The following is a 21,177-nucleotide window of genomic DNA, read 5'->3' on the forward strand; positions in this document are numbered from 1 at the left end:
ATGAATTCCGCCAGCATCCCCCAACTCTCAGCCGCCCTGCCAGGAATCCTGCGGCGACCGGCCGCCCCCGCCCCCGGCATCGTCCACCTGGGCCTGGGCAACTTCCACCGCGCCCACCAGGCCGTCTACACCGACGCTGCAGTTGCATCCCACGGCGGAGACTGGGGCATCATCGGAGTCTCCAGCCGCTCCTCAGCCATCCCCGATGCCATGCACGCCCAGGACATGCTGTACACGGTGGTCGAAATTTCGCCCGAAGGGTCGAAGTTCTCGGTCCCCCGCGTCCACACGGACGCATTCACCGCGGCTGGGAACCCGGACCGGTTGGTCCAGGTCATCGGCGACGCCGCGACGCGCATCGTCTCCCTGACGGTCACCGAAAACGGCTACCACTACACTCCCGCCACCGGAACGCTGAATTTGCGGGACCCTGCCATCGGGCACGACCTCAAAAACGCCGGTACGCCGCGGACGCCCATCGGACAGATCGTCCGCGGCCTGCAACGCAGGGCCAGGACCCACGCGGAACCCGTGACGGTCCTCAGCTGTGACAACCTCGCGGACAACGGTCACCACACCCAGCGGCTGGTCCGCGAATTCGCCTCACTCCTCTCCCCCGCCGAAGCCACCGAAACCCTGGCCTTCATCGACACCTGCACCACATTTCCGTCGTCCATGGTGGACCGGATCGTGCCGGCCACCACGGACCACTACCGCAACCTCGTCGCGGCCCAGACCGGCTACACGGACCTCATCCCCGTGCCGGCCGAGCCGTTCACCATGTGGATCGTGGAAGACAACTTCATCGCCGGGCGCCCGGCCTGGGAGGCCGGCGGGGCCGTGTTCTCCAACGACGTGGCCGGCTATGAACAGCTCAAAGTCCGGCTGCTTAACGGCACCCATTCGCTCATCGCCTACCTCGGAGCACTCTCCGGCGCTGTCACCATCCCTGACTCCGTCGCACACCCCCACATCGAACTGGCCGCCCGCTCTGTACTGCGGAACGAATACCTTCCCAGCGTCTCGGTGCCGGCGGGGGTGGATGCTGACGGCTACGAGGAGCAGCTCTTTTCCCGGTGGCGGAACACCGCCCTGGGCCACCGGACCAGTCAGGTGGGCTCCGACGGATCCGTCAAACTCCGCCAGCGGATCCCGCTTCCGGCGCTGCAGCTGCTCGACAACGGAGACATGCCGCATCTGCTGGCGCTCACCACTGCCGCATACCTGACCTGCATCGCACCGCTCAACGGGTTTGACCCGGGCCCTCAGGCCGCCGCCATGGAAGACCCGGCCCGCGGGCTGCTCGCCACCCTGGCAGGCCAGTCCCGCTCCGGCCAGGACCTGGCAGAACGGGTCCTCGCCGAACACCACCTCCTCGGCGACGAACTGGCTGGCCGGGCGGACTTCATCAAACGCACAGGCGAACTCATCGACACACTGCACGCCCACGGCCCCAGCGCCGCGATCGCCGAAGCCGGCACACCTTCCCGCCCCAACGCTTTTTCCCTCCAAACCACCCGGAGCACACCATGACCACCCAGACCTTCGCGCCTGGCGCCCGGACCGAACTTCCCACCACCACCGAGGCCGCCGTCCTGCACGGTGCGCTGGACATCCGCATTGAACACAAGTCGCTGCGGCCCCTCGGCCCCACCGACGTCCTGGTGGAGATGCGCTCCGGCGGCATCTGCGGCTCCGACATGCACTACTACGCCGACGGCCGCAACGGAACCAATGTCCTCACCCAGCCCACCGTGCTGGGCCATGAAGGTGCCGGAGTGGTCATCGCAGCAGGTTCTGATGCCAGCATCGCCGCGGGCACCGCCGTTGTCATCGAACCGGCGCTTCCCTGCCGCACCTGCCCCACCTGCCTCTCCGGCCGGTACAACCTCTGCCCCGCCGGAACCTGCTTCGGCTCACCTCCCACCGATGGGCTCTTCGCCCGGCACGTAGTGGTTCCCGAAGCAGCCGTCCACGTGCTGCCCGCTGCGATCCCCGCCGAAATCGGAGCCGCGATCGAACCGCTCGCCGTCGCCGTCTGGGCAGTGGAACGCGCCCAGATCCAGGCCGGGCACCGCGTGCTCATCACCGGCGCGGGCCCCATCGGGCTGCTGGTGTCCCAGGTTGCTGCCGCCAAAGGTGCATCGGAGATCGTCATTACCGACGTCAACGATGACCGCCTCGCTCTGGCCTCCAAATTCGGCGCGACCCGCACCATCAACACCGCCACGACACCCTTGGATTTGACCACCATGGACCGCCTGATCGAATGCTCCGGCAACACTCACGCCTTGGCTGCGGGCATCCAGACCCTCGCGCCGGCCGCCCGCGCCACAGTGGTGGGCCAAGCCCGGCCCACCGTGGACGGAATTCCGCTCGGCTTCCTCCAGCGCTACGAAATCGACCTCGTCACCGCCTTCCGCTACGCCAACGCCTTCCCGACAGCAATCGAACTCGCCTCATCCGGAGCCGTGGACCTGCAGTCCATCATCACCGCCACCTACCCGCTGGAGGACGCCCTGGCAGCACTGACCGCCCCCGCGACGGACCCCAGCAATCTCAAAGTACTCATCACCTACTGAAAATCACGGCTTCAGACCGGCCCCACCCAGTCCGAGGGCCGGCCCAGCAGCATCCATTCAAAGGAGTATGGACATGACCACAGCACACGTTCCACCCAAGGAACTTGACCAAAGTAAGGTCCGCAAGGCAGCTCTTGCCGGCCTCATCGGCACAACGCTTGAACTGTATGACTTCGTCATTTACGGGACAGCGGCAGCCCTCGTGTTCGGCGAGCTCTTCTTCCCCAACGAATCCCCGGCCGTCGCCATGATCGCAAGTTTCAGCACGTTCGCGGTTGGCTTCCTGGCCCGTCCCATCGGCGGAATCTTCTTCTCACACTTCGGTGACCGTCTGGGCCGCAAGTGGGTCCTCGTCACCACCCTGTTGATCATGGGCGGTGCCACGCTGCTGATTGGCCTGTTGCCAACCTACGACCAGATTGGCGTTTGGGCTCCTATCCTCCTCGTTCTATGCCGGGCGGGCCAAGGCTTTGGAGCTGGCGCAGAACAGTCCGGCGGTGCCACCCTGCTCACGGAATCCGCCCGTCTGGGCACGCGAGGCAAGATGGCATCCCTGATCATGGTGGGCGCCGCAGCGGGAACCGCACTGGGCGCGCTCGTCTGGATGGCCGCCCAGGCACTCGCCCCTGACGACATGATGAACTGGGGCTGGAGGCTTGTCTTCCTCTCCAGCATCTTCGTCACCATTGCAGCCATGGTCATCCGGCGCAAGCTCGATGAATCCCCGGTCTTCGAAGAAATCAAGCGGACCCGTGAAGAACCCCCCGCCCCGCTCAAGGAGGTTGCGAAGTTCGGCAAAGCCAACGTCCTTCGAGTTACCATGATGACGTTCGGCGTCAGCGCACAGTCATACACCATCCAGGTCTTCATGGCCACGTACCTGATCTCAATCGTCGGCGTGGACCCCAAATTCATCCCCCAGGTGCTCCTGATCGGTGCACTCTGCGGCGGTGTGGCGGCCGTGGCCTTCGGAATTCTGTCGGACAAAATCGGCCGCCGGCGCGTCGTCTCGATCATCACCGGAGCGCTAGTTCTCTTCCCCGCACCCGCCTTTATGCTCTTGAGAGCCGGATCGCCCCTGGCCATCATTTTGGTGATGGTTGTCGGCTTCATGCTGGCCTGCCAGGGCGTGGTGGGCGTCCACATGAGCTACTTCCCGGAAATCTTCGGCAGCCGCTACCGCTACGCCGGCGTCACACTGGGACGTGAATTCGCCTCGATCATTGGTGGCGGCATCGCCCCGATGATCTGCGCCGGACTGCTGGCAATGTTCAGCAACTCCTGGATCCCGGTGGCCATCTACATGTCCCTGGTGATGCTCGTCAGCTTCATCGCGACGAGGATGACGCCCGAGACTCTCGACCGCGACCTCACCGACCCGGAAGATGTGAAGCCGGCCAACCACGCGGTTAGCCGCGCGAATGCAGCCACGACGGATGCATCAGTGGCACAGCACGTCAAGTAAACCTCTTGAACGCCCGACTGCGGCACGCGCCGCCGTCGGGCACGTCATCACTCCTCACCTGACCAAAAGGAACTTCCATGCAACGCCTCGATGACCAAGGCACTCTTCTCCGCCCGGCCCCATCCGCCATCCTCAACGCAACGCGGGTGGTGGCCGTACTCCGCGCCTCCCATGCCTCGGAGTACTCCCCGATCATCGAGGCACTCCAGCGCGGCGGCGTCCTGAGCATCGAACTGACCTTGAGCACTCCAGGGGTCTGGGACGAACTGCCCCGCCTGCAGGAGAGGTTCGGCGACGCACTGGAAATCGGCATCGGAACCGTCACCGCCGCGGCCGAAGCCGAAACCGCCCTGGATCTGGGCGCGGCCTACGTCGTCACCCCCGTCACCGATCCGGACATCATTTCCGCCTGCGTCCGCCGCGGCGTGCCAATCTACCCGGGCGGCCTGACGCCCACCGAACTCCACGCCGGGTGGAAACTGGGCGCCACCGCCGTCAAGGTCTTTCCCGCCTCCACCGTGGGTGCCGGTTACGTCTCCCAGCTGCGCGGGCCGTTCCCCGATATTCAGGTCATCCCTTCCGGCGGCGTGGACATCGACGACGTCCCCGCTTGGATCCAGGCCGGAGCACTTGCGGTGAGTCTGGGCGGGCCGCTGCTGGGCGACGCTTTCAATGGCGGCGACCTGCAGGAGCTCGCCGCGCGGGCACGGCGGGTCCGTGACCTGGTGGACCAGACTGCAGACCAGCTCGGAGCAAGCCGGTGAACGCCGCGCCCTACGTGCTGACCTTTGGTGAAACCATGGCACTGATGCGCGCTGACCAGGTCGGTCCCCTCGCCCATGCCTCCACCCTCAGCCTTGGCATTGGGGGCTCGGAATCCAATGTCGCCATCGGCCTGCAACGGCTCGGCGTGCAGGCCGTGTGGTGCGGGCGCGTCGGCTCGGATTCACTGGGGACTCTGGTCGAACGGGAAATCCGCGCCGAAGGCGTCGATGTCCGTATCGCCGTCGACCCTGCCGCCCCCACCGGGCTGATGATCAAAGAACGCCGGACGCCAGCCACCCAACGCGTCAACTACTACCGAGCAGGTAGCGCCGGATCCGGCATTAAACCCGAAGACATCAATCAACAACTAATCACAAACGCCGCCCTGCTGCACGTCAGCGGCATCACCCCCGCACTCTCCCCTCAAGCGGAGGCAACCCTCAGATACGCAGTAGAAACAGCAAAAACCCACAACGTGATGGTTTCCTTCGACCTGAACTTCCGCGGAAACCTATGGTCACAAGACCAAGCGGGCAGCCTCTACCGCGACATCATCCCGCTTGCAGACATCGTCTTTGCCGGCGATGACGAAGCCGCCATAGCAGTGGGCCCAGGTGAACCCGAAGACCTGGCCCGGCGAATAGCTGCGCTGGGGCCAAGCCAGGCTGTCATAAAACTCGGCGCTGACGGCGCCCTGGCCTTGATCAATGGCACGGCATTCCGACAGGAAGCCGTCCCGGTAGACGCTGTAGACACCGTAGGCGCAGGAGACGCCTTCGTCGCCGGGTACCTCGCCGAACTCATCACGGGTAGCGGACCGCAGGACAGGCTTAAGACGGCCGCCGAAACAGGAGCCTTCGCATGCCTCGTCCCAGGCGACTGGGAAGGCTTCCCCCGCCGCCACGAACTCCAGATACTCCAGACACGCGAGCCTGTAAGCCGATAGCGGGCCTCACCCGTGGTCCCCGGTGCCGTCCAGAGGATACATGAAGACAACCGAGGCGCTGTACCCCGAACCATGGAGAACATTGATGACCACGACAAGTGGTCCAACGCGCCGGCAACGGAGTCCCGAAAGCCGTCCTTGCCCGTGACTACGGCATCAGCAGGGAGACCGTCAACCAATACCTGCGCCACGCCAAACTGGAGTGAAGCACTCCCCCACCGGTACATTGAGCCAGGGGACGGCTCGCGACAGGTTGACGGAAGGTCCATTATCGGCGTCTGAGTCGGACGAGCAGAAGTAGCTGGGCTGCGAGAACTCCGGCCCCTTGGCAACCGAGGGCGCGATCGTCGTTCTAGAGCGCCTTTGCCAACCGGGGAAGTGATGACGTCTATTTCGGCATCCGAAGCAGTGCCCACTTGCACAAGATAAGTCTCCACGAATCAGGAGACTTCAGGTACCAGCTGATTGGGATGTCCCCAAGAGACCTTGACAAGCCAACCTTGCGTTTTTCTCCACGTCGAGCACTGGCAACGGACGGATCCTGCACAAGTGGGACCGCCCCGCTGCGGGCCCTGAAGGTTGGACTGACTGCCTGAGCATCGTTGTTCCAACCGAGGACCTGGAGGCTGGCCTCGACAGACCCAAGGATCTGAAGGACGCTGTTTGGATTCCCTCGGCCCCTAAAGGCAGAGCGGTCGAAATCAGAGGCTTCTTGGTAGAACCCGGCAGGGGAGAACATGACCTGCGTCCTCTGGTTCGCGAGGATGGAAGACTCTCGCTCTTGGGAGGATTCAAACTTGCTGGCGGCCAAGTGTTCGTGATGCTTTCCGTCACCGTGACCCTGCCGTTGAGGGAGACGGCGATGCTTGAAGATGTCCGGCGGAGCAGCTGTAGCAAGGCTCACCCGGTATTTGACTGGTCCCCCAGCAACCACCCACGGGCGTTGGCGTTCGCCGCTGGTCCCTCCAACTATCCGACATTTTTTGAGCTGCGGGCCTGACACCGGGTGGCTCAAGGTTAAGCGCCAAGCTGTCGCAAAAAGGCGTATATAAACTACGCTAAGCTTCTAATTAAAATTCAGAATTCACGACGGTATCAGTTAAGGGTTGTAATGCAAATAGGTGACTATCTTAAACGTCAGTCAGATTGGATCAAGGCGGAGTACCTGGCTGACTACGACATCCATGACTACCCTGCAATTTCGTTCGAAGCATGGCAAACCGCAACTAAGCAGCTCAAGATTATGAATCGCACGCGATCCAAGCCCTTGCGCTGGCTTCGCCCCACTTCCCCCGCCGACAAGTTTAGGGTTCTGTACTATCCAGATTCCGGCTTTAAACAACTCTGGGTTCGGCAAAACGTGCGGACCTACCGTTCCATCGCCATTAAGTTTTTGCGAATACATGTGGGAGTAACGGGTGCCATTGCGAGTTCCCTGCACGCTGACCATCTGGTTCCTCGTTCTAGGATCAAGAGAAAGTATCCCCAAGGCGTCACAGTGATGTATTTCGTACCCGGTCAGGCAAATATAACGTGGGGAGCGAGTCACGAAAAAAGAACGATGGATCGTGCCCTTAAAGTCAGAAGTGGAATCACGCTGGTGAGTGTTGCTAAGTCGATGGGACTTGATGGATTATCGCAGTCAAAAAATCGCACCTATACGGACATTGCCCGAGAGCTAATCAACAAGGGAATTTGTTCCAAGCTATACCATGATGAAGACTTCTACGGGCCATACACGCAGTTGCAGAGGGTTGAAAGTGAGCTCAGGAGCGCTGCCAATGACCCTGCGGCGCAGCCCCTCAAAGGCCGACCGACAAAAGTATTCACATCGGAGACGATGTTAAATACCGCTGAGATTAAGGCGTTGCGCATCCGCGTTCCAGAGCTAATGGAAGAAAAACTCGCGGACAATCTGCTGGCTAAACGCTGCGCAGTTATTGATGCCTGGGTAGCCGAGCACCAGGGGGTTGATGCCAAGGGCCAGCTGGTACTGCCTTTTGAGTCAGTATTCGACTTGCTGCTGAGTGATGATTACCTGTTTCCGATGGGTCAGATGACTATGGTCGTCAAGCAAGCACTGACGCGACGAGGGGCTGCCGCGTACCTAATGGACAGGGCGGTCGGAATCGGGGGAGCAGATCGTTTTGCAAAACATTGCGTCTTCCAATTTCGCGACTATGACTGGGAGGGGTAACAGGCGTGGGAAATGAGGACAACACGTTCGCCGGTCTTTAGGTTCTCGGTCTTGGAGTGCCTGGGTGGTCCTGGCGCCGGGGAATCAGCCCGCAGGGGCCTTCTTTGGTACTAGGAGTAAGGGATCGCGGTGTTTTGCTTGTCGCATCTGCAGAAGGGTCAACGCGGGTCCAGAAGGACGCTCATGTGGTGGCCTGCCTGTCTTAGAACCAAGCGCTCATCCCGGTGGCTCCGTCAAGCCTGAGGTGTTCGCCTGCCCGACGAGCTCCTCTATGCGAGTGCGTCCGTCCAGAAACTACCATGCCTCGGCGCTGCGGCTCACTGCATTTAGCGCCGAAGGCAGGGGTTTAGTCGGAAACTGTGGCCAATCTCAGCCAGAAAGTACTGTGGATGGTCGTTGTAGCGCTGACGATTTCCTGCGAGGTTTTGTAACCGCCACCTCTTTAGAGCGCTCTATATGATTAGATCGCTCGTCAAAACTATGTCCAGACATTCGGTTAAACTTTGTTATATCGGCCCGGGATCAAGGCATAAAAGGCTCGCTGCAGCAGCCTTGGAATTCCGTGACCATCATTAGTAGGCGCCGAACGGCAGCCGGGGATCGATGTCCTGGCCGTCCCAGCTCTGGCGGACCCAGCCGTGGTGGGGGTCGTCGCTGATGAGCCATTCGCGGACCGGGCCCGGACCCGCCATCACGTTCAGGTAGTAAAGGTCGTAGCCGGGTGCCGCCATGGCCGGGCCGTGCCAGCCGTAGGGGACCAGGACCACGTCGCCGGTGCGGACTTCAGCGGATATGTCGATGGGCCGTTCGTCGGAGGCGTAGACGCGCTGGTAGCCAATGGCGTCGGCGTCGGCCGGGGCGGCGGAGCCGGTTGCCACCCTTGTCTCGAAGTAGTAGATCTCCTCGAGGTGGGTCTCGCCGTCCTTCTCTTCGTCGTGCTTGTGCGGAGGGTAGGAGGACCAGTTGCCGGCCGGAGTGAGGACCTCGCACACGATGAACCGGTCCGCTTCCAGCGCAGCAGGGGTACCGAAATTGTGGACCTGGCGGGAGCAGTTGCCGGCCCCGCGCAGTTCCACCGGCGTTTCGGCCGCCGTCACCAGCCGCGTGGGGTACGAGGCGTTGGCCGGGGCGGTCGCAACGGCAACCCGGCCGCCGTCGGCAGAGCTGATGCTGACGCCGCGCCCCGCCCCTGAGTAGAGGACGTCGCTGGGGCCGGAAAACACCGAGGGGCGTCCGGCCAGCTGGTAGCCGGTTCCGTCCACCTCCACCGTAAATGAACCGTTGAGCGGCACAACAATGCGTTCCTCGTCCGCAGCGGGAAGGACGACGTCGGTCCCCGCGGCGAGGGTGGCCACCTTCAGTCCGGTGTGCGCCCACCCGTCGACGGTGAGAGAGGTGTCGGATGTTCCGATCGAGACGTCCCATGTGCCGTCGGTGGCAGTGCCGAGGGGATAGACCCAGTTGGTCATGGAGGTGGCTCCTTGTATTAGCGCTGTACGAGATTCATTTCAAAGCTGAACGAATCGGCGTGGAGACGTGGTGGCCCGTCTCCACGCCGGCCGGTGTCATCGACGGCGGTCCGCTCCATAGTCACAAGCGCGGACCCTTCGCTGGATTCGAGCATGGACGCTTGGTATCCAATGGCGTCATGGGCCTGAATCAGGAGGTTTCAGGTCGATGCCGTGACCGAAGCCTGGGCAGCGGTCGCTCGCGCATCGGCTGGGCGTTCCACCCTGAATCCTGGGCGTCTTGACGACGGGACTTAGCGGCGGCCGGACAGTACTGGGAGAGGCCGCGGTGTCCCCGTCGATGCGCTGGTGCCGCCGTCGACCGGCAGGATGACGCCGGTGATATAGCCAGCGTCCGGGCTGGCCAGAAACAGTAATGCGCGGGCGATGTCTTCGGGCTGTGCGACGCGGTCAAGGGCGATTCGATCCATCAAACGCTCTTTGAAGTGGGGATCGTTAAGTCGTTCCTCGGTGAGACGTGTGACGGTGAATGCCGGGGCAACCGCGTTAACGCGCACACCGTCACGGCCGAGATCCAGAGCCAGGCTCTGCACCAAGGCGTTGACCGCGCCTTTGGTGGCGTTGTAGGCAAACTGGCCCCAATCGCCGCCCAGTCCTGCGATTGACGACACTGCGATGAAGCTGCCTCGTGCAGTGCGCAGGAATGGCGCGGTGAGGCGTGTCAGATGGATGAGTGAATCGAGGTTGACCGAGCGCAACCGCTGCCAGGCTGCTTCGTCGAAGGTATCCACGTCGCTGGGCTCACTGTGCCCGGCATTTGCAATCACAGTATCCAGACGTCCAAAACGGTTTGAGACGGCGTCAACGGCCTTCTCTATCTGCCCGGAGTCGGTGACATCGGCGACGACTGCAAGTGTCTTCTCGGGGGAAAATCCGCAAAGAGTTTCTTCAAGCGACTCCCGGTTCCGGCCGATCACGGCAACGCTCGCACCTTGTTCCAGGAATGCTTGCGCAGTTGCACGGCCGATACCTGATCCTGCTCCGGTAACCAGGACCACCTGCCCCTGATAGGGATACGTTGCCCAGGCCATCATGAGGGCACCTCCAGCAGGGTCGGGTTCTGAACCGCTTGCTTCATGCGCTTTATCGCTTTCTTTGCCGAGATGGGAGACCCTTCCGGGTCATCCTGTTCATTTGGGCCAAGGGGTCTGTCTTTTGGCTTTTCTTAAGAGCAAAAAAGGGGAGATCCTGCTCCGGTCCGGTGTCCGGTATACCGGGGAGGTGGGCCGGCTCCCCCGGTGGCTTTGATCCGTTGCTGCCCGGACTTTTGCACGGCCCCCGTGGTGCTTCGTGTTCCCCCGTCGAACCAGGTGTTGCCGGCCTACGCCGCTACCATGATGAAAGCTCGCGGGTGAGCCCAAAGGGGACTGACTCGCAGACTGCGATTGTGAAATGACGTTGGGTGTGACGGGTTATCAGGACGCCACCCTTACGTTCTCTCATCGCTTCCTGCCGAGCCAGTAGCTCCGCGCGATCCAAGTCGCGTTCCAGAGTCTCCCGATCAGTCGCTGTAATCTCGAGCACCACCTGGGCATTCGTAGTCGTCATTTTTCTCTCCTTGATTGCAAGTTCTACGTAAACAAGTGCTGAAGATTCCGGTCGTAGGGGCTTGTCACCTTTGAGGCTTTAGAGAGGTGATGATCAGCTCAGTGCAGGACCCTTGGCTGGGAGATTGTGTTCCGCCAATTGTTGGTAGTGGAAGCTGTACGCCTATGTGTGAGGTTCGTTGCAAGCTTCGCTCAGCACTTCTGCTTAAAGGCTAGTTCGGTAAAAGGAACCGCGCAATGGTTTGTCCTGACATTCTTACTTTTCGAGAGCTGTTGAAGGCTTTGACCCCCGCAGCCGTTCCCCGAGGCACTGGTGGAGTCCCGACCCCTTTGAACAGCAGTAGCTGCACACAACTTTTAATGCTCGGAAGCTCACAGCGTCGCTTCAATTCTGAAGTGGTCGGCCAGGAAACCATGCCTGAGAAATCGTTTAGGGCCCCCATCCCAGCCGTACACCGTTCCTGTCAGGACTTGCAGCGGTGCTCCCGTGAAAACCTCATCTGGACTTAGTGATGAAGTCTCCGCCAATTCAGCAGAAATTCGCCACCGCACGAGATTTGTTTTGGGCCCCGCATCCAGGCCTAGCGGACCGATGGCGTCCCCGGAAATTGACTCGACTTCCCGGTCTAAGGGCTTGGAGGGAAAGAAGTCATCGAACGTCGCGACCGGGCGGTCACGCGCTTTGAGTACCCTGCGCAAACGCCATACTTCATTTTGGTTTGCAAGTGCGAGCTCATGTTGCACCTCCTGGTCCGCGATGATGGTGCCCAGCTCCGCCGGCAACGAGGTCAGCAGAACTGGGTCTCCGAGAAAGCAGACGGCAAGGGGCTTTTTGCGGACCGACGCTGAAACGTAGGTTCCGACTCCACGTTTGCGGACGACAATGCCTTCTGACTCGAGCAGACCAATCGCTTTCCGAATGGTGGGAATGGATACACGAAAATCCTTAGCCAGATGCTGTTCTGAGCCAACAGCTCCTCCTGGCAGCAGCGAACGGGAATCCACGGCCTCCCGAATGGCGTTCGCGACCTGGAAGTAGAGAGGAACGGGGGAGGCATCAATTGCCGTGAAGTTCAGGGCCTTGTCCCCCTCACGTTCCTTCGCCCGGTACGCCGGAGCCTTCATCACTGCGCCTTCCGGTGGGCGGGAGGTGCCTGCGATGGGAAGAGCCTATGAAGGCTGGCGAGAGCCACGCGCGCCTTGGTCGTGGTGAGCCCGTGGGGCCCTGGCAAGAGATGGGAATCGAACATAAGCCTGCCCTTCATGATGCCCATCAGTGGTTTACCGGTCATGGTCACGTCGTCGCCATGGCATGACTCCGTCGGCCCTGTGCGTTCTCAGCGAACTGGTGCATCTTCTGTAGCTGGAACCGGGAGACCTCGTGCGCAGATTCGTTTTCAGCGAAGACACTGGAGACCATGACGGTGTCACTGCGGTCGAGGAACCCAATCTCGCCTAGGCCGCCGAAGAACTCTTCCCAATTCACATCGCCGTCACCGATTTTCAAGTGCTGGTGAACGCGCACCGCGTTTCCGGGAGGGTTGGTGATGTATCGCAGGCCATGCGAGGCATGATGGTTCATGGTGTCCGAAACATGGACCACTCGGATCTTGTCGCCGGCTGCCCGCATGATCGCGCCCGGGTCATCTTTCATGTGGAAAGTGTGGGAGGCGACGTACGTCATGCCGACGTTTGGTGAGTTCAATCCGCGGATGACGCGGAGTGCCGCGAGGCCTTCCTCGACGAAGTCATCCGGATGAGGGTCGATGGCAACGTGCACTCCTTCGCGTTCAAACACCGGGAGGAGTTCCTCCATGGATTTGTAGAACGCGGCCTCGGATTCTTCGGGCTGCTCGGGCCGACCGCTGAATTCGGTGTTCATTTGGTTGACCCCGAGGTCTACGGTGATCTGGATCGCGCGCTTCCAATACCGGACAGCGGCTTCCCGCATCGTCTCGTCAGGCCCTGACCAGCGCAGGACAGGCAGAACAGAGGCAACTTCCACACTCGCGTCCGTACATGCCTTGCGGAACTGACGGACCAGGTCGTCGTCGGCCTTCGGACGGGTGAAGAAGGGGATCATGTCCTGGTGGGGTGTGAGCTGCAGATATTTGTACCCCAGTTCGGCGGCCAACTGGGGGAATTCCAGCAGGCTGTGGCTGTGATGGAACGGGGTGGGATCCAGCGCTATTTTCATTGCTTGCTCCTTTAGCTATTAGAACCTGGGGGTGGCAGGATCTCCTCCCACCCCCAGGGATGTTGATACGGTGACGGTCAGTCGCGCCGTCCCCGGCCTTCTGTTGCGTCGTCTGCGCGGCCGGGGACCGCGTCTTCTCCCCCGGCGAGCTGGTCCGGAAGACCCTCAGCAATCCCGTCGTGACGAACGGCGTGGTCATCCGCGTGGGACGGGAAGTTGTAGGAGGCGCCGGAGGCGGCGGCGTGCTCGGGCCAGCGGGAGGTGATGACCTTGCCGCGGGTGTAGAAGGAGACGCCTTCGGGTCCGTAGATGTGCTTGTCGCCGAAGAGCGAGGCTTTCCAGCCGCCGAAGGAGTGGTAGGCGACCGGGACGGGTAGGGGCACATTGATGCCGATCATGCCGACGGTGACGGAGCGCTGGAATGTACGGGCTGCGGCGCCGGAGGAGGTGAAGATGGCGGTGCCGTTGCCGTAGGGGTTGGCGTTGATGAGGTTGATGCCGTCTTCGAGGGTGTCGACGCGGACCACGACGAGGACGGGGCCGAAGATTTCCTCGGTGTAGGCGGTCATTTCGGTCTTGACGTGGTCGATGACGGTGGGGCCGACCCAGAAGCCGTCTTCGTGGCCGGGGACCACGAGGTCGCGGCCGTCCACCACCATGGCAGCGCCGGCTGTTTCCGCTTCGGTGACGATTTTGATGATGCGTTCCTTGGAGGCCGGGGTGATGACCGGGCCCATTTCGGCGTCGGGGGCGGTGCCGTTGTTGACCTTCACGGCCAGGGCGCGTTCTTCGACCTTTTTGACGATCAGGTCTGCGGCGTCCCCGACGGCGACGGCGACGGAGATGGCCATGCAGCGTTCCCCGGCGGAGCCGAAGGCGGCGGCGGCGAGGTGGTCCGCGGCGTTGTCCAGGTCCGCGTCGGGCATCACGATGGCGTGGTTCTTCGCCCCGCCCAGGGCCTGGACGCGTTTGCCGTGCTTGATGGCGGTTTCGTGGACGTACTGGGCGATCGGTGTGGAGCCGACGAAGGAGATGCCGTCCACGTCAGGGTGGGTCAGGAGCCCGTCAACGGTTTCCTTGTCGCCGTGCAGGACCTGGAACACACCGTCGGGCAGGCCGGCCTGCTTCCAGAGTTTGGCCAGCAGCATGGAGGCGGAGGGGTCGCGCTCGGAGGGCTTGAGGATGAAGGCATTGCCGGTGGCGATCGCCATCGGCGCCATCCACAGCGGCACCATCACCGGGAAGTTGAACGGGGTGATCCCGGCGACCACGCCGAGGGGCTCGCGGAAGGAGAACACGTCGATGCCGGTGGAGACCTGGTCAGAGTAGTCGCCCTTGAGCAGTGTGGGGATGCCGCAGGCGTATTCGATGACTTCCAGGCCGCGGCCGATTTCGCCCTTGGCGTCGGAGAGGACCTTGCCGTGCTCGGCCGTGATCAGGGCCGCGAGGTCGTCCACGTGCGCGGCGACGAGTTCGCGGAATTTGAAGAGCACCGCGGTGCGCTTGGCCAGGGAGATGTCACCCCAGGTGTCGGCGGCTTTGCGGGCGGCGGCGACGGTGGCGTCCAGGTCGGCCCGGTTGGCCAGACGCAGCTCAGCGCTGACCTGGCCGGTGGCCGGGTTGTAGACAGGGGTGGTGCGGTCACCTTCACCCGCAGTTTCGGCGCCGTTGATGAAGTGGTTGATGGTGGAGGTCTCGGTGGTGACAGTCATGGCGACTCTTCCTTGAGTGGTAGGGGTGCTGGTGTTCACGGGCGGCAGTAGGGGTCAGCCGAGCAGTTTGCGCTGGCGTGACTTGTGGTCGACGTAGGTTTGGAAAGCAGCTTTGGTGGAGTCCAGTTCCGAGATCTGGGAGACGGGAACGTCCCACCAGGACTCGGAGGACGGTGCATCCAGCAGCGGGTCGGATTCGACGTGGATCAGGATCGGTCCGCTGCGTTCGGGCGCGGCTTTGGCGTCGCGGATGGCCTGCTCGAGTTCGGCGATGACCTTCTCCCCCGGTTCGATCCGGATGACCTTCACGCCCAGGGACTCGGCGTTCAGGGCCAGGTCCACCGGCAGGGTCTCGCCCTCGTCGAAGCTGTGCTGCTCCTCATTGAGGGCACGGTACTGGGTGCCGAACCGCTGTGAGCCGAGCATTTCGGACAGGGAACCGATGGAGGCGTAGCCGTGGTTCTGGATCAGGACCACGATCAGCTTGATCCGTTCGGCGACGGCGGTGACCAACTCGGTGTGCATCATCAGGTAGGAGCCGTCCCCCACCATCACGACGACGTCGCGCTGGGTTCCGCCGTTGGCGGCCTCGGCAAGGGCGGCGCGTTTGACGCCGAGCCCGCCGGGGATTTCGTAGCCCATGCAGGAGTAGGCGTATTCCACGTGGTAGCCGAACGGGTCCCGGACCCGCCACATTTTGTGCAGGTCCCCGGGCAGGGAACCCGCGGCGCAGATCACGACGTCGGCCGGGTCCATGGCGCGGGATGTGGCGCCGATGATTTCGTTCTGTGCCGGTAGCGGTGTGAAGCGGGTATCGAAGGCCTCGTCCACGGTAGCGTCCCAGCGCTTCTTCTCAGAAGCAATCTGCTGTTCCAGGTCCGCGCCGACGCGGTACCCGCCGAGGGCCGCGTTGAGCTTGACCAGGGCCTTGCGGGCATCGGCAACGATCGGCAGCGTGGTGCCGTGCTTGTATGCATCGATCGGGGCGACGTTGATGTTCACGAAGCGCACGTCCGGGTTCTGGAACGCGGTCCGGGACGCGGTGGTGAAGTCCTCGTACCGGGTGCCGATCCCGATGATCAGGTCCGCCTCGGCAGCGATGGCATTCGCCGCCGTCGTGCCCGTCGAACCAATCGCACCGAGGCTGAACTTGTGGTCCCAGGGCAGGACGCCGACCCCGGCCTGCGTGTTGCCCACGGGGATGCCCGTGAGCTCGGCGAACTTCGCGAGTTCCCCGTTTGCGTAGGCGTACAGGACGCCGCCGCCGGCGATGATCAGTGGCCGCTTCGCCGCACGGATGGCAGCGGCGGCGCGGGCGATGTCGTCGTCGTCCGCGTCCGGGCGGCGGATTCGCCACTCCCGCTCGGCCAGGAACTCCTCGGGCACCTCGAACGCCTCGGCCTGGACATCCTGGGGCAGCGAGATGGTCACCGCGCCGGTTTCGGCAGGGTCCGTCAGGACCCGCAGGCCGTGGTGGAACGCGGAGAACAGCTGCTCGGGCCGGGTGACCCGGTCAAAGAACTTGGACAGCGGCCTAAAAGCGTCATTGACGGTCAGGTCGTAGGCGTAGGGCTGCTCCAGCTGCTGCAGGACCGGGTCCGCGGCCCGGGTGGCGAACGTGTCGGACGGCAGCAGGAGAACCGGCAGCCGGTTCGTCGTGGCCAGCGCCGCACCGGTCAGCAGGTTCGAGGAACCCGGACCGATCGAGGTGCTGATCGCAAAGGTCTGGCGCCGCCGGGTGTGCCGGGCGTAGCCCACGGCCTGGTGGACCTGGGCCTGCTCGTTCCGGCCCTGGTAGTAGGGCATGATACGCGGGTCACGGTGCTGGTACTGCTTCAGTGCCTGGCCCACACCGGCCACGTTGCCGTGGCCGAAGATGCCGAATGTGCCGGGTATCAGGCGCTCCCGGTACTCCTCGTTGCCGATGCGGTCGACGGTGTACTGCTTGGAAAGGTATTCGACAACGGCCTGGGCCACGGTCATTCTTCGCGTTGCCATGATTCTTACTCCGGGGTGCTCGCGCGGTGGCTTAAGAGGGAGGCTGCTGTAGCAACGGCAGCCGTTACGTCACCATCTCTTGGATACAACAATGTCCTGCCGACGGTAAGGCCCTGGACTCCGGGCAGGGCCAGCGCGGCCTGCCAGCTGGCGAAAACCTCGTCCTGGGTGCCCGCAGGGTCTCCGCCCAGCAGGACAGTGGGCATGGTGGTGGCTGCCATGACCCGTTCCATCTCCGCCACCACGGGCAGCTTCATCCAGGTGTAGGCGCTGGTGGATCCCAGGCCCTCGGCGATGGCGATCGACTTGATCACCGCATCCGTGGACAGGTCGTTGCGGACCCTGCCATTCTCGCGGACCGAGAGGAACGGCTCCACCATGGCAATCAGCTTGCGCTCGGCGAGGGAGTCGATAGCCTTGGCCGTGGCCTCCAGAGTCACCACGGTGTCCGGATCACCAAGGCAGATGCGGGTCAGCATCTTGCCGCCATCGGCGCCGAGCGCTTCAAGGGCGGTGGCGGTGTGGCCAGTGAAGCGGTCATCGATTTCGTTGACCAGACCGGACAGCCCGCCGCGGTTCATCGAACCGAACACCAGCTTGCCCTCCAGCGCACCCAAAAGCAGCAAGTCATCCATGATGTCCGGGGACGCCAGCACGCCGTCGACGTTGGGGTTGGCCAGCGCGACCTGCAGCCGGTCCAGCAGCTGGCGGCGGTCCGCCATGGCCACCGGATCCGAACCCACGGCGAGGGCGCCGCGGGCCGGGTGGTCAGCGGCGACAATAAAGTTCTGCTTGCCGTATTTGAGTCCGGGGTGGCGGCGGCGGGACTTGGCCGCACGCGCCACGGCGGCCGGGTCCTGCAGCCGTATCGTACTCAGGTGCTCGTAGCGGCGGGGATCGTCATCCACCACGTTGTTGGCGGCGAGTGGGGTGAGTGTCACAGTGCTGCTCCTTGGGGGATGGAAATGCCGGGAACCGGGCGGCCATGTTGGGCCAGCAGCGCGGTGACTTCGTCCGGTGTCGGCATGGCATCGGCGCACGAAAGGCGGGAGGCGACAATGGCGCCGGCGGCGTTGGCGTAGTCCAGAACCTGCGCCAGTGGCCAGCCGGACAGCAGCCCGTGGCAGAAGGTGCCGCCGAAAGAGTCTCCCGCACCCAATCCGTTGAGGGTTTCCACCGGGACGGGGGCCGAGACGACTCGCTCGGTGCGGGTCTTTGCCAGCACGCCCTCGGGGCCGAGCTTCACGACGGCGATCTCGACACCGGCTGCCAGCAGCCGGTCGGCCTGCTCGTCCGGGGTGCCCTCCCCCACCGCTACCGCGCATTCCTTGTCATTGCCGATGGCCACGGTGACGTGCGGCAGGATCTTGGCAACCTCGGCGCGGGCTTCTTCTTCCGATGCCCAGAACATGGGCCGGTAGTCCAGGTCAAGGATCGTGTACTGGCCGATTTTCAGGCTGTCCCGGTCCCTTGCCTGGTGGGCCTCGATGTGCGCTGCCCGGCTGGGCTCCTGGCACAGGCCTGTCACCGTGGACCAGAAAATGCCGGCGGCGCGGATGGCGTCCAGGTCCAGTTCGTCGGCCTTGATCTGAAGGTCCGGTGCCGTGGGAAAGCGGCCGTAGAAATAGAGGGGGAAATCTTCCGGCGGCTTGATGGCACAGAAGGTCACCGCAGTGGGGTAATCCTTGACGGGAGCGACAAAAGTGTCATCGACGTTGAACTTGCGTAGTTCCCGGTGAAGGTACCTGCCGAAGGCATCATCCCCGGTCCGGGTAATGACGCCTGCGCGGCGGCCGTGCCGGGCAGCGGCAACGGCAACGTTCGACGGCGAACCGCCAAGGTATTTGCCGAAGGAAGTAACATCCTCCAGCCCAACCCCGATGTCGTTCGGGTAAATATCTACGCTGATGCGCCCGATCGTGAGAAGCTCGTGGGTCACGGTGATCGTGGACCTTTCTGGTGTGGAACTCCGTGGGTTACGGAGCGGGTCTTGTAGGCCCCACTGATGGATGCCGAAAGGCGTCCGGTGTGCGGGACCGGGGCGGGCCGCCCTTTTAGAGGCCTCAGGTTCTTATGCCGGGACGGACAGGGCTGCGTCGGCGTCTTTGAGGACTTTGGCTGCGACTTCGAGGCCTTCGATGCGGCCCAGTTCGACGTCTTCGTGTTCGATGTTGATGAGCATGTTGGGGTCGACTTCGTGGAGGGCGCGGAGGAACTCGGTCCAGTAGGCGGTGTCGTGGCCTTTGCCGAGGGCGACGAAGTCCCAGGCGGCGGGTTTGGGCCATTCGTTGGCCCATTCGTCGCCGCCGAGGTTGGTGCGGTTCTCGTCCGGGGAGAGCCGGCGGAAGCGGTTGTCCAGGACGCCGTAGATGGCGGCTGTTTCTTTGTTGACGCGCACGTCCTTCGCTGCGGCGTGGAAAACCAGCGGGCCCAGTTCGCGGACGACGGCTACCGGGTCCATCTGCTGCCAGAACAGGTGTGAGGCGTCCAGCTCTACCCCGATGTGGGTGGCTCCGGTGAGTTCGATGAGCTTGTACACGTCGGCCGGGTTGAAGACGAGGTTCTGCGGGTGCAGTTCCAGGGCGACCTTGACGTCAAGGTCGCGCGCGAGCCTGTCGGTCTCTTTCCAGAACTCGGCGGCGACGCCCCATTGGTAGTCCAAACCGTCCAGCGAGGCGGAGTTCCAGGCGTTGACGATCCAGTTGGGGACTGTGGCTCCGGGTTCTCCGCCGGGCAGCCCGGACATGGTGACGACCCGGTTCTGGCCGAGGCGGTGGGCGAGGCGGATGGAGCGGCGGATGTCTTCGGCGTGCTTGTCGCCGATGAGGCGGTTGGGGTGCAGGGGGTTGCCGTTGCAGTTCAGTCCGGCAATTGACACTCCGGTGCCTTCGAAGATCGCGAGGTAGTCGTCGCGGGCGGCGTCGCTTTCGAGGATGTCATCGAAGGTGGGGATGTGCGCCGGGGGGAGGAAGCCGCCGGAGTTGATCTCGATGCCGGTCAGGCCAAGACCGGCGATTACTTTGAGGGCTTCAGGGAGCGGGCGGTCGTGCAGGATTGCGTTGTAAACGCCGAGTTTCATGATCTTTCCTTTGAGGTTTATTACCGCATGTGATGAAGGACGGGGGGTGGAGCGCGCTTCCCGGTTGTGCAGTGGCGGGGACAGGCCCAGCACTAGCGGCTATGCGCCCTCGCGCCGGTCGAGCGTTGTCTTCACTTGTAGAGTTCCGGCTTCTCATTCAGCAGGACGTTGACCTTGTCGCCGCTCTTTTGCGCCTCGATCCCGGCCTCGCAGCAGCATGCGGTTGCGTAGCCATCCCAGGTTGAGGGGCCCTGCATCTCGCCGCGGAGTGCTGCATCGACCCATGACTGAACCTCGACGTCGTACGCCGCGCCGAAGCGTTCGATGAAGCTTGGCGTGATTTTGCCGCCCCATTGGCCGGACCGGCGGATGTACGCTCCGCCGTCGACTCCGATGTCTACGATCCCGTCTTCGAACACGGCCTGCGTTGAGACCTGGTAGCCGAACTGGGCGTTGACGAAGATTTCCACGTCCACCAGGACGCCGGATTCGGTCTCGATGAGGACGTGCTGGGGGTCGTGCTGGCCTTCAGGAGCCTTGGAAGTGCCCTTTCCGAGCCGCACCTGCACGCCGGTGATTTCCTCGCCGGTCAGGAAACGGATGATGTCGAACTCATGGACGACTGAGTCGTTGATGAGCATTTCGTTGGTGAAGCTGGCGGGGACGTCTGGGTTGCGGTGGTGGCAGTGGAGCATGAGAAGCTCGCCGAGTTCGCGGGAGCGGATCAAATCGCCGAGCTGCCGGTACCCGTCATCAAAGCGGCGCATGAAGCCTACCTGGATCCGTTTACGGCCAAGCCGCTGCTCAGCTTCGACGATTTTCCAGGCGGACGCTGCATCGGGTGTGAGCGGCTTTTCGCAGAGGATCGGGATGTCGCGCGACAGCGCCTCAAGGAGGGCATCTTCGTGGAGGAAGCCCGGCGTAGCGATCACAAGGGCGTTGACGTCGCTGCCGGCATAGGCTTCGGCGGCCGTCGCGTATGCCTTTGCGCCGGGGATGTCCTCAATTGCCGCGTTGGCACGATCAAGGTCAACGTCAATGACGGCCACGACATCCGCGCCGCGGATGCGGCTATGGAGGCGCTGGACATGGTCTGCGCCCATTTTCCCTGCTCCGATAATGGCGACGCGCAAGTTTTGGTTCATGGGATTTTGCCTTTC

Annotated in this window: 15 protein-coding genes and 3 pseudogenes; 7 read left to right on the forward strand and 11 right to left on the reverse strand. The window is 63.0% G+C overall.

What is annotated here, in order from left to right; translation table 11 throughout:
* The 7 genes and pseudogenes from ACFVYC_RS04730 (at position 1) to ACFVYC_RS04760 (ending at position 7,955) form a co-directional block, all read left to right on the forward strand.
* On the forward strand, positions 1 to 1,533 hold the full coding sequence (locus tag ACFVYC_RS04730; RefSeq protein WP_387547281.1) for a mannitol dehydrogenase family protein: 1,533 nt from the start codon (positions 1 to 3) through the stop codon (positions 1,531 to 1,533).
* Complete coding sequence (locus tag ACFVYC_RS04735; RefSeq protein WP_387547283.1) at positions 1,530 to 2,582, forward strand: NAD(P)-dependent alcohol dehydrogenase; 1,053 nt, start codon at positions 1,530 to 1,532, stop codon at positions 2,580 to 2,582. The genes ACFVYC_RS04730 and ACFVYC_RS04735 overlap by 4 nt, the downstream gene beginning before the upstream one ends.
* A gap of 73 nt (positions 2,583 to 2,655) precedes the next feature.
* Complete coding sequence (locus tag ACFVYC_RS04740; protein WP_387547285.1) at positions 2,656 to 4,047, forward strand: MFS transporter; 1,392 nt, start codon at positions 2,656 to 2,658, stop codon at positions 4,045 to 4,047.
* A gap of 77 nt (positions 4,048 to 4,124) precedes the next feature.
* The gene (locus tag ACFVYC_RS04745) at positions 4,125 to 4,811 is read left to right on the forward strand and encodes a bifunctional 4-hydroxy-2-oxoglutarate aldolase/2-dehydro-3-deoxy-phosphogluconate aldolase (RefSeq protein ID WP_387547288.1); all 687 of its coding nucleotides are present in this window, start codon (positions 4,125 to 4,127) and stop codon (positions 4,809 to 4,811) included.
* A complete protein-coding gene (locus ACFVYC_RS04750) occupies positions 4,808 to 5,758 on the forward strand; it encodes a sugar kinase (RefSeq protein ID WP_387547290.1) in 951 nt (316 codons plus the stop codon). The genes ACFVYC_RS04745 and ACFVYC_RS04750 overlap by 4 nt, the downstream gene beginning before the upstream one ends.
* A 95-nt stretch (positions 5,759 to 5,853) precedes the next feature.
* Positions 5,854 to 5,964, forward strand: a pseudogene (locus ACFVYC_RS04755) (recombinase family protein); the annotation flags it as partial.
* Between the two features lie 905 nt (positions 5,965 to 6,869).
* The gene (locus ACFVYC_RS04760; RefSeq protein ID WP_387547293.1) at positions 6,870 to 7,955 is read left to right on the forward strand and encodes a hypothetical protein; all 1,086 of its coding nucleotides are present in this window, start codon (positions 6,870 to 6,872) and stop codon (positions 7,953 to 7,955) included.
* 572 nt (positions 7,956 to 8,527) lie between these two features.
* Here ACFVYC_RS04760 and iolB read toward each other — a convergent pair.
* From iolB to ACFVYC_RS04815, 11 genes and pseudogenes are all read right to left on the reverse strand, one after another.
* Positions 8,528 to 9,424: a 5-deoxy-glucuronate isomerase gene (gene iolB, locus ACFVYC_RS04765; protein WP_387547295.1), complete on the reverse strand. Its 897-nt coding sequence runs from the start codon at positions 9,422 to 9,424 to the stop codon at positions 8,528 to 8,530.
* Between the two features lie 17 nt (positions 9,425 to 9,441).
* Positions 9,442 to 9,600, reverse strand: a pseudogene (locus tag ACFVYC_RS04770) (GntR family transcriptional regulator); the annotation flags it as partial.
* A 117-nt stretch (positions 9,601 to 9,717) separates the two neighbouring features.
* A complete protein-coding gene (locus ACFVYC_RS04775) occupies positions 9,718 to 10,518 on the reverse strand; it encodes an SDR family NAD(P)-dependent oxidoreductase (protein ID WP_387547298.1) in 801 nt (266 codons plus the stop codon).
* 885 nt (positions 10,519 to 11,403) lie between these two features.
* Complete coding sequence (locus ACFVYC_RS04780; protein WP_387547301.1) at positions 11,404 to 12,156, reverse strand: GntR family transcriptional regulator; 753 nt, start codon at positions 12,154 to 12,156, stop codon at positions 11,404 to 11,406.
* 169 nt (positions 12,157 to 12,325) lie between these two features.
* Positions 12,326 to 13,228 carry a sugar phosphate isomerase/epimerase family protein gene (locus tag ACFVYC_RS04785; RefSeq protein ID WP_387547302.1) on the reverse strand — a complete coding sequence of 301 codons (903 nt, stop codon included), beginning with the start codon at positions 13,226 to 13,228 and terminating at the stop codon, positions 12,326 to 12,328.
* Positions 13,229 to 13,431: 203 nt separating this feature from the next.
* Positions 13,432 to 14,940 (reverse strand): annotated as a pseudogene (locus ACFVYC_RS04790) (CoA-acylating methylmalonate-semialdehyde dehydrogenase); the annotation flags it as partial.
* A gap of 54 nt (positions 14,941 to 14,994) precedes the next feature.
* Positions 14,995 to 16,923 (reverse strand): 3D-(3,5/4)-trihydroxycyclohexane-1,2-dione acylhydrolase (decyclizing), encoded by a 1,929-nt coding sequence (gene iolD / locus ACFVYC_RS04795; protein ID WP_387547901.1) that lies wholly within the window; start codon positions 16,921 to 16,923, stop codon positions 14,995 to 14,997.
* Between the two features lie 20 nt (positions 16,924 to 16,943).
* Positions 16,944 to 17,879: a deoxyribose-phosphate aldolase gene (locus ACFVYC_RS04800; RefSeq protein WP_387547305.1), complete on the reverse strand. Its 936-nt coding sequence runs from the start codon at positions 17,877 to 17,879 to the stop codon at positions 16,944 to 16,946.
* Complete coding sequence (iolC, locus tag ACFVYC_RS04805; protein ID WP_387547306.1) at positions 17,876 to 18,877, reverse strand: 5-dehydro-2-deoxygluconokinase; 1,002 nt, start codon at positions 18,875 to 18,877, stop codon at positions 17,876 to 17,878. Before iolC ends, ACFVYC_RS04800 begins: the two co-directional genes overlap by 4 nt.
* A 132-nt stretch (positions 18,878 to 19,009) precedes the next feature.
* Entirely contained in the window at positions 19,010 to 20,017 is a 1,008-nt protein-coding gene (locus ACFVYC_RS04810; protein WP_387547308.1) for a sugar phosphate isomerase/epimerase family protein, read from the reverse strand.
* Positions 20,018 to 20,148: 131 nt separating this feature from the next.
* A complete protein-coding gene (locus ACFVYC_RS04815) occupies positions 20,149 to 21,162 on the reverse strand; it encodes a Gfo/Idh/MocA family protein (RefSeq protein ID WP_387547311.1) in 1,014 nt (337 codons plus the stop codon).
* Positions 21,163 to 21,177 lie beyond the last annotated feature (15 nt).

The sequence above is a fragment of the Pseudarthrobacter sp. NPDC058329 genome, from assembly GCF_042879835.1.
Taxonomy (GTDB): domain Bacteria; phylum Actinomycetota; class Actinomycetes; order Actinomycetales; family Micrococcaceae; genus Arthrobacter.

What these genes read in the sequence shown, in the direction of transcription:
- ACFVYC_RS04730 (WP_387547281.1), top strand. Translation starts at nt 1, where the DNA reads ATGAATTCCGCCAGCATCCCCCAACTCTCAGCCGCCCTGCCAGGAATC.
- ACFVYC_RS04735 (WP_387547283.1), top strand. Translation starts at nt 1,530, where the DNA reads ATGACCACCCAGACCTTCGCGCCTGGCGCCCGGACCGAACTTCCCACC.
- ACFVYC_RS04740 (WP_387547285.1), top strand. Translation starts at nt 2,656, where the DNA reads ATGACCACAGCACACGTTCCACCCAAGGAACTTGACCAAAGTAAGGTC.
- ACFVYC_RS04745 (WP_387547288.1), top strand. Translation starts at nt 4,125, where the DNA reads ATGCAACGCCTCGATGACCAAGGCACTCTTCTCCGCCCGGCCCCATCC.
- ACFVYC_RS04760 (WP_387547293.1), top strand. Translation starts at nt 6,870, where the DNA reads ATGCAAATAGGTGACTATCTTAAACGTCAGTCAGATTGGATCAAGGCG.
- iolB (WP_387547295.1), bottom strand. Translation starts at nt 9,424, where the DNA reads ATGACCAACTGGGTCTATCCCCTCGGCACTGCCACCGACGGCACATGG.
- ACFVYC_RS04775 (WP_387547298.1), bottom strand. Translation starts at nt 10,518, where the DNA reads ATGATGGCCTGGGCAACGTATCCCTATCAGGGGCAGGTGGTCCTGGTT.
- ACFVYC_RS04780 (WP_387547301.1), bottom strand. Translation starts at nt 12,156, where the DNA reads ATGAAGGCTCCGGCGTACCGGGCGAAGGAACGTGAGGGGGACAAGGCC.
- ACFVYC_RS04785 (WP_387547302.1), bottom strand. Translation starts at nt 13,228, where the DNA reads ATGAAAATAGCGCTGGATCCCACCCCGTTCCATCACAGCCACAGCCTG.
- iolD (WP_387547901.1), bottom strand. Translation starts at nt 16,923, where the DNA reads ATGACCGTGGCCCAGGCCGTTGTCGAATACCTTTCCAAGCAGTACACC.
- ACFVYC_RS04810 (WP_387547308.1), bottom strand. Translation starts at nt 20,017, where the DNA reads ATGAAACTCGGCGTTTACAACGCAATCCTGCACGACCGCCCGCTCCCT.
- ACFVYC_RS04815 (WP_387547311.1), bottom strand. Translation starts at nt 21,162, where the DNA reads ATGAACCAAAACTTGCGCGTCGCCATTATCGGAGCAGGGAAAATGGGC.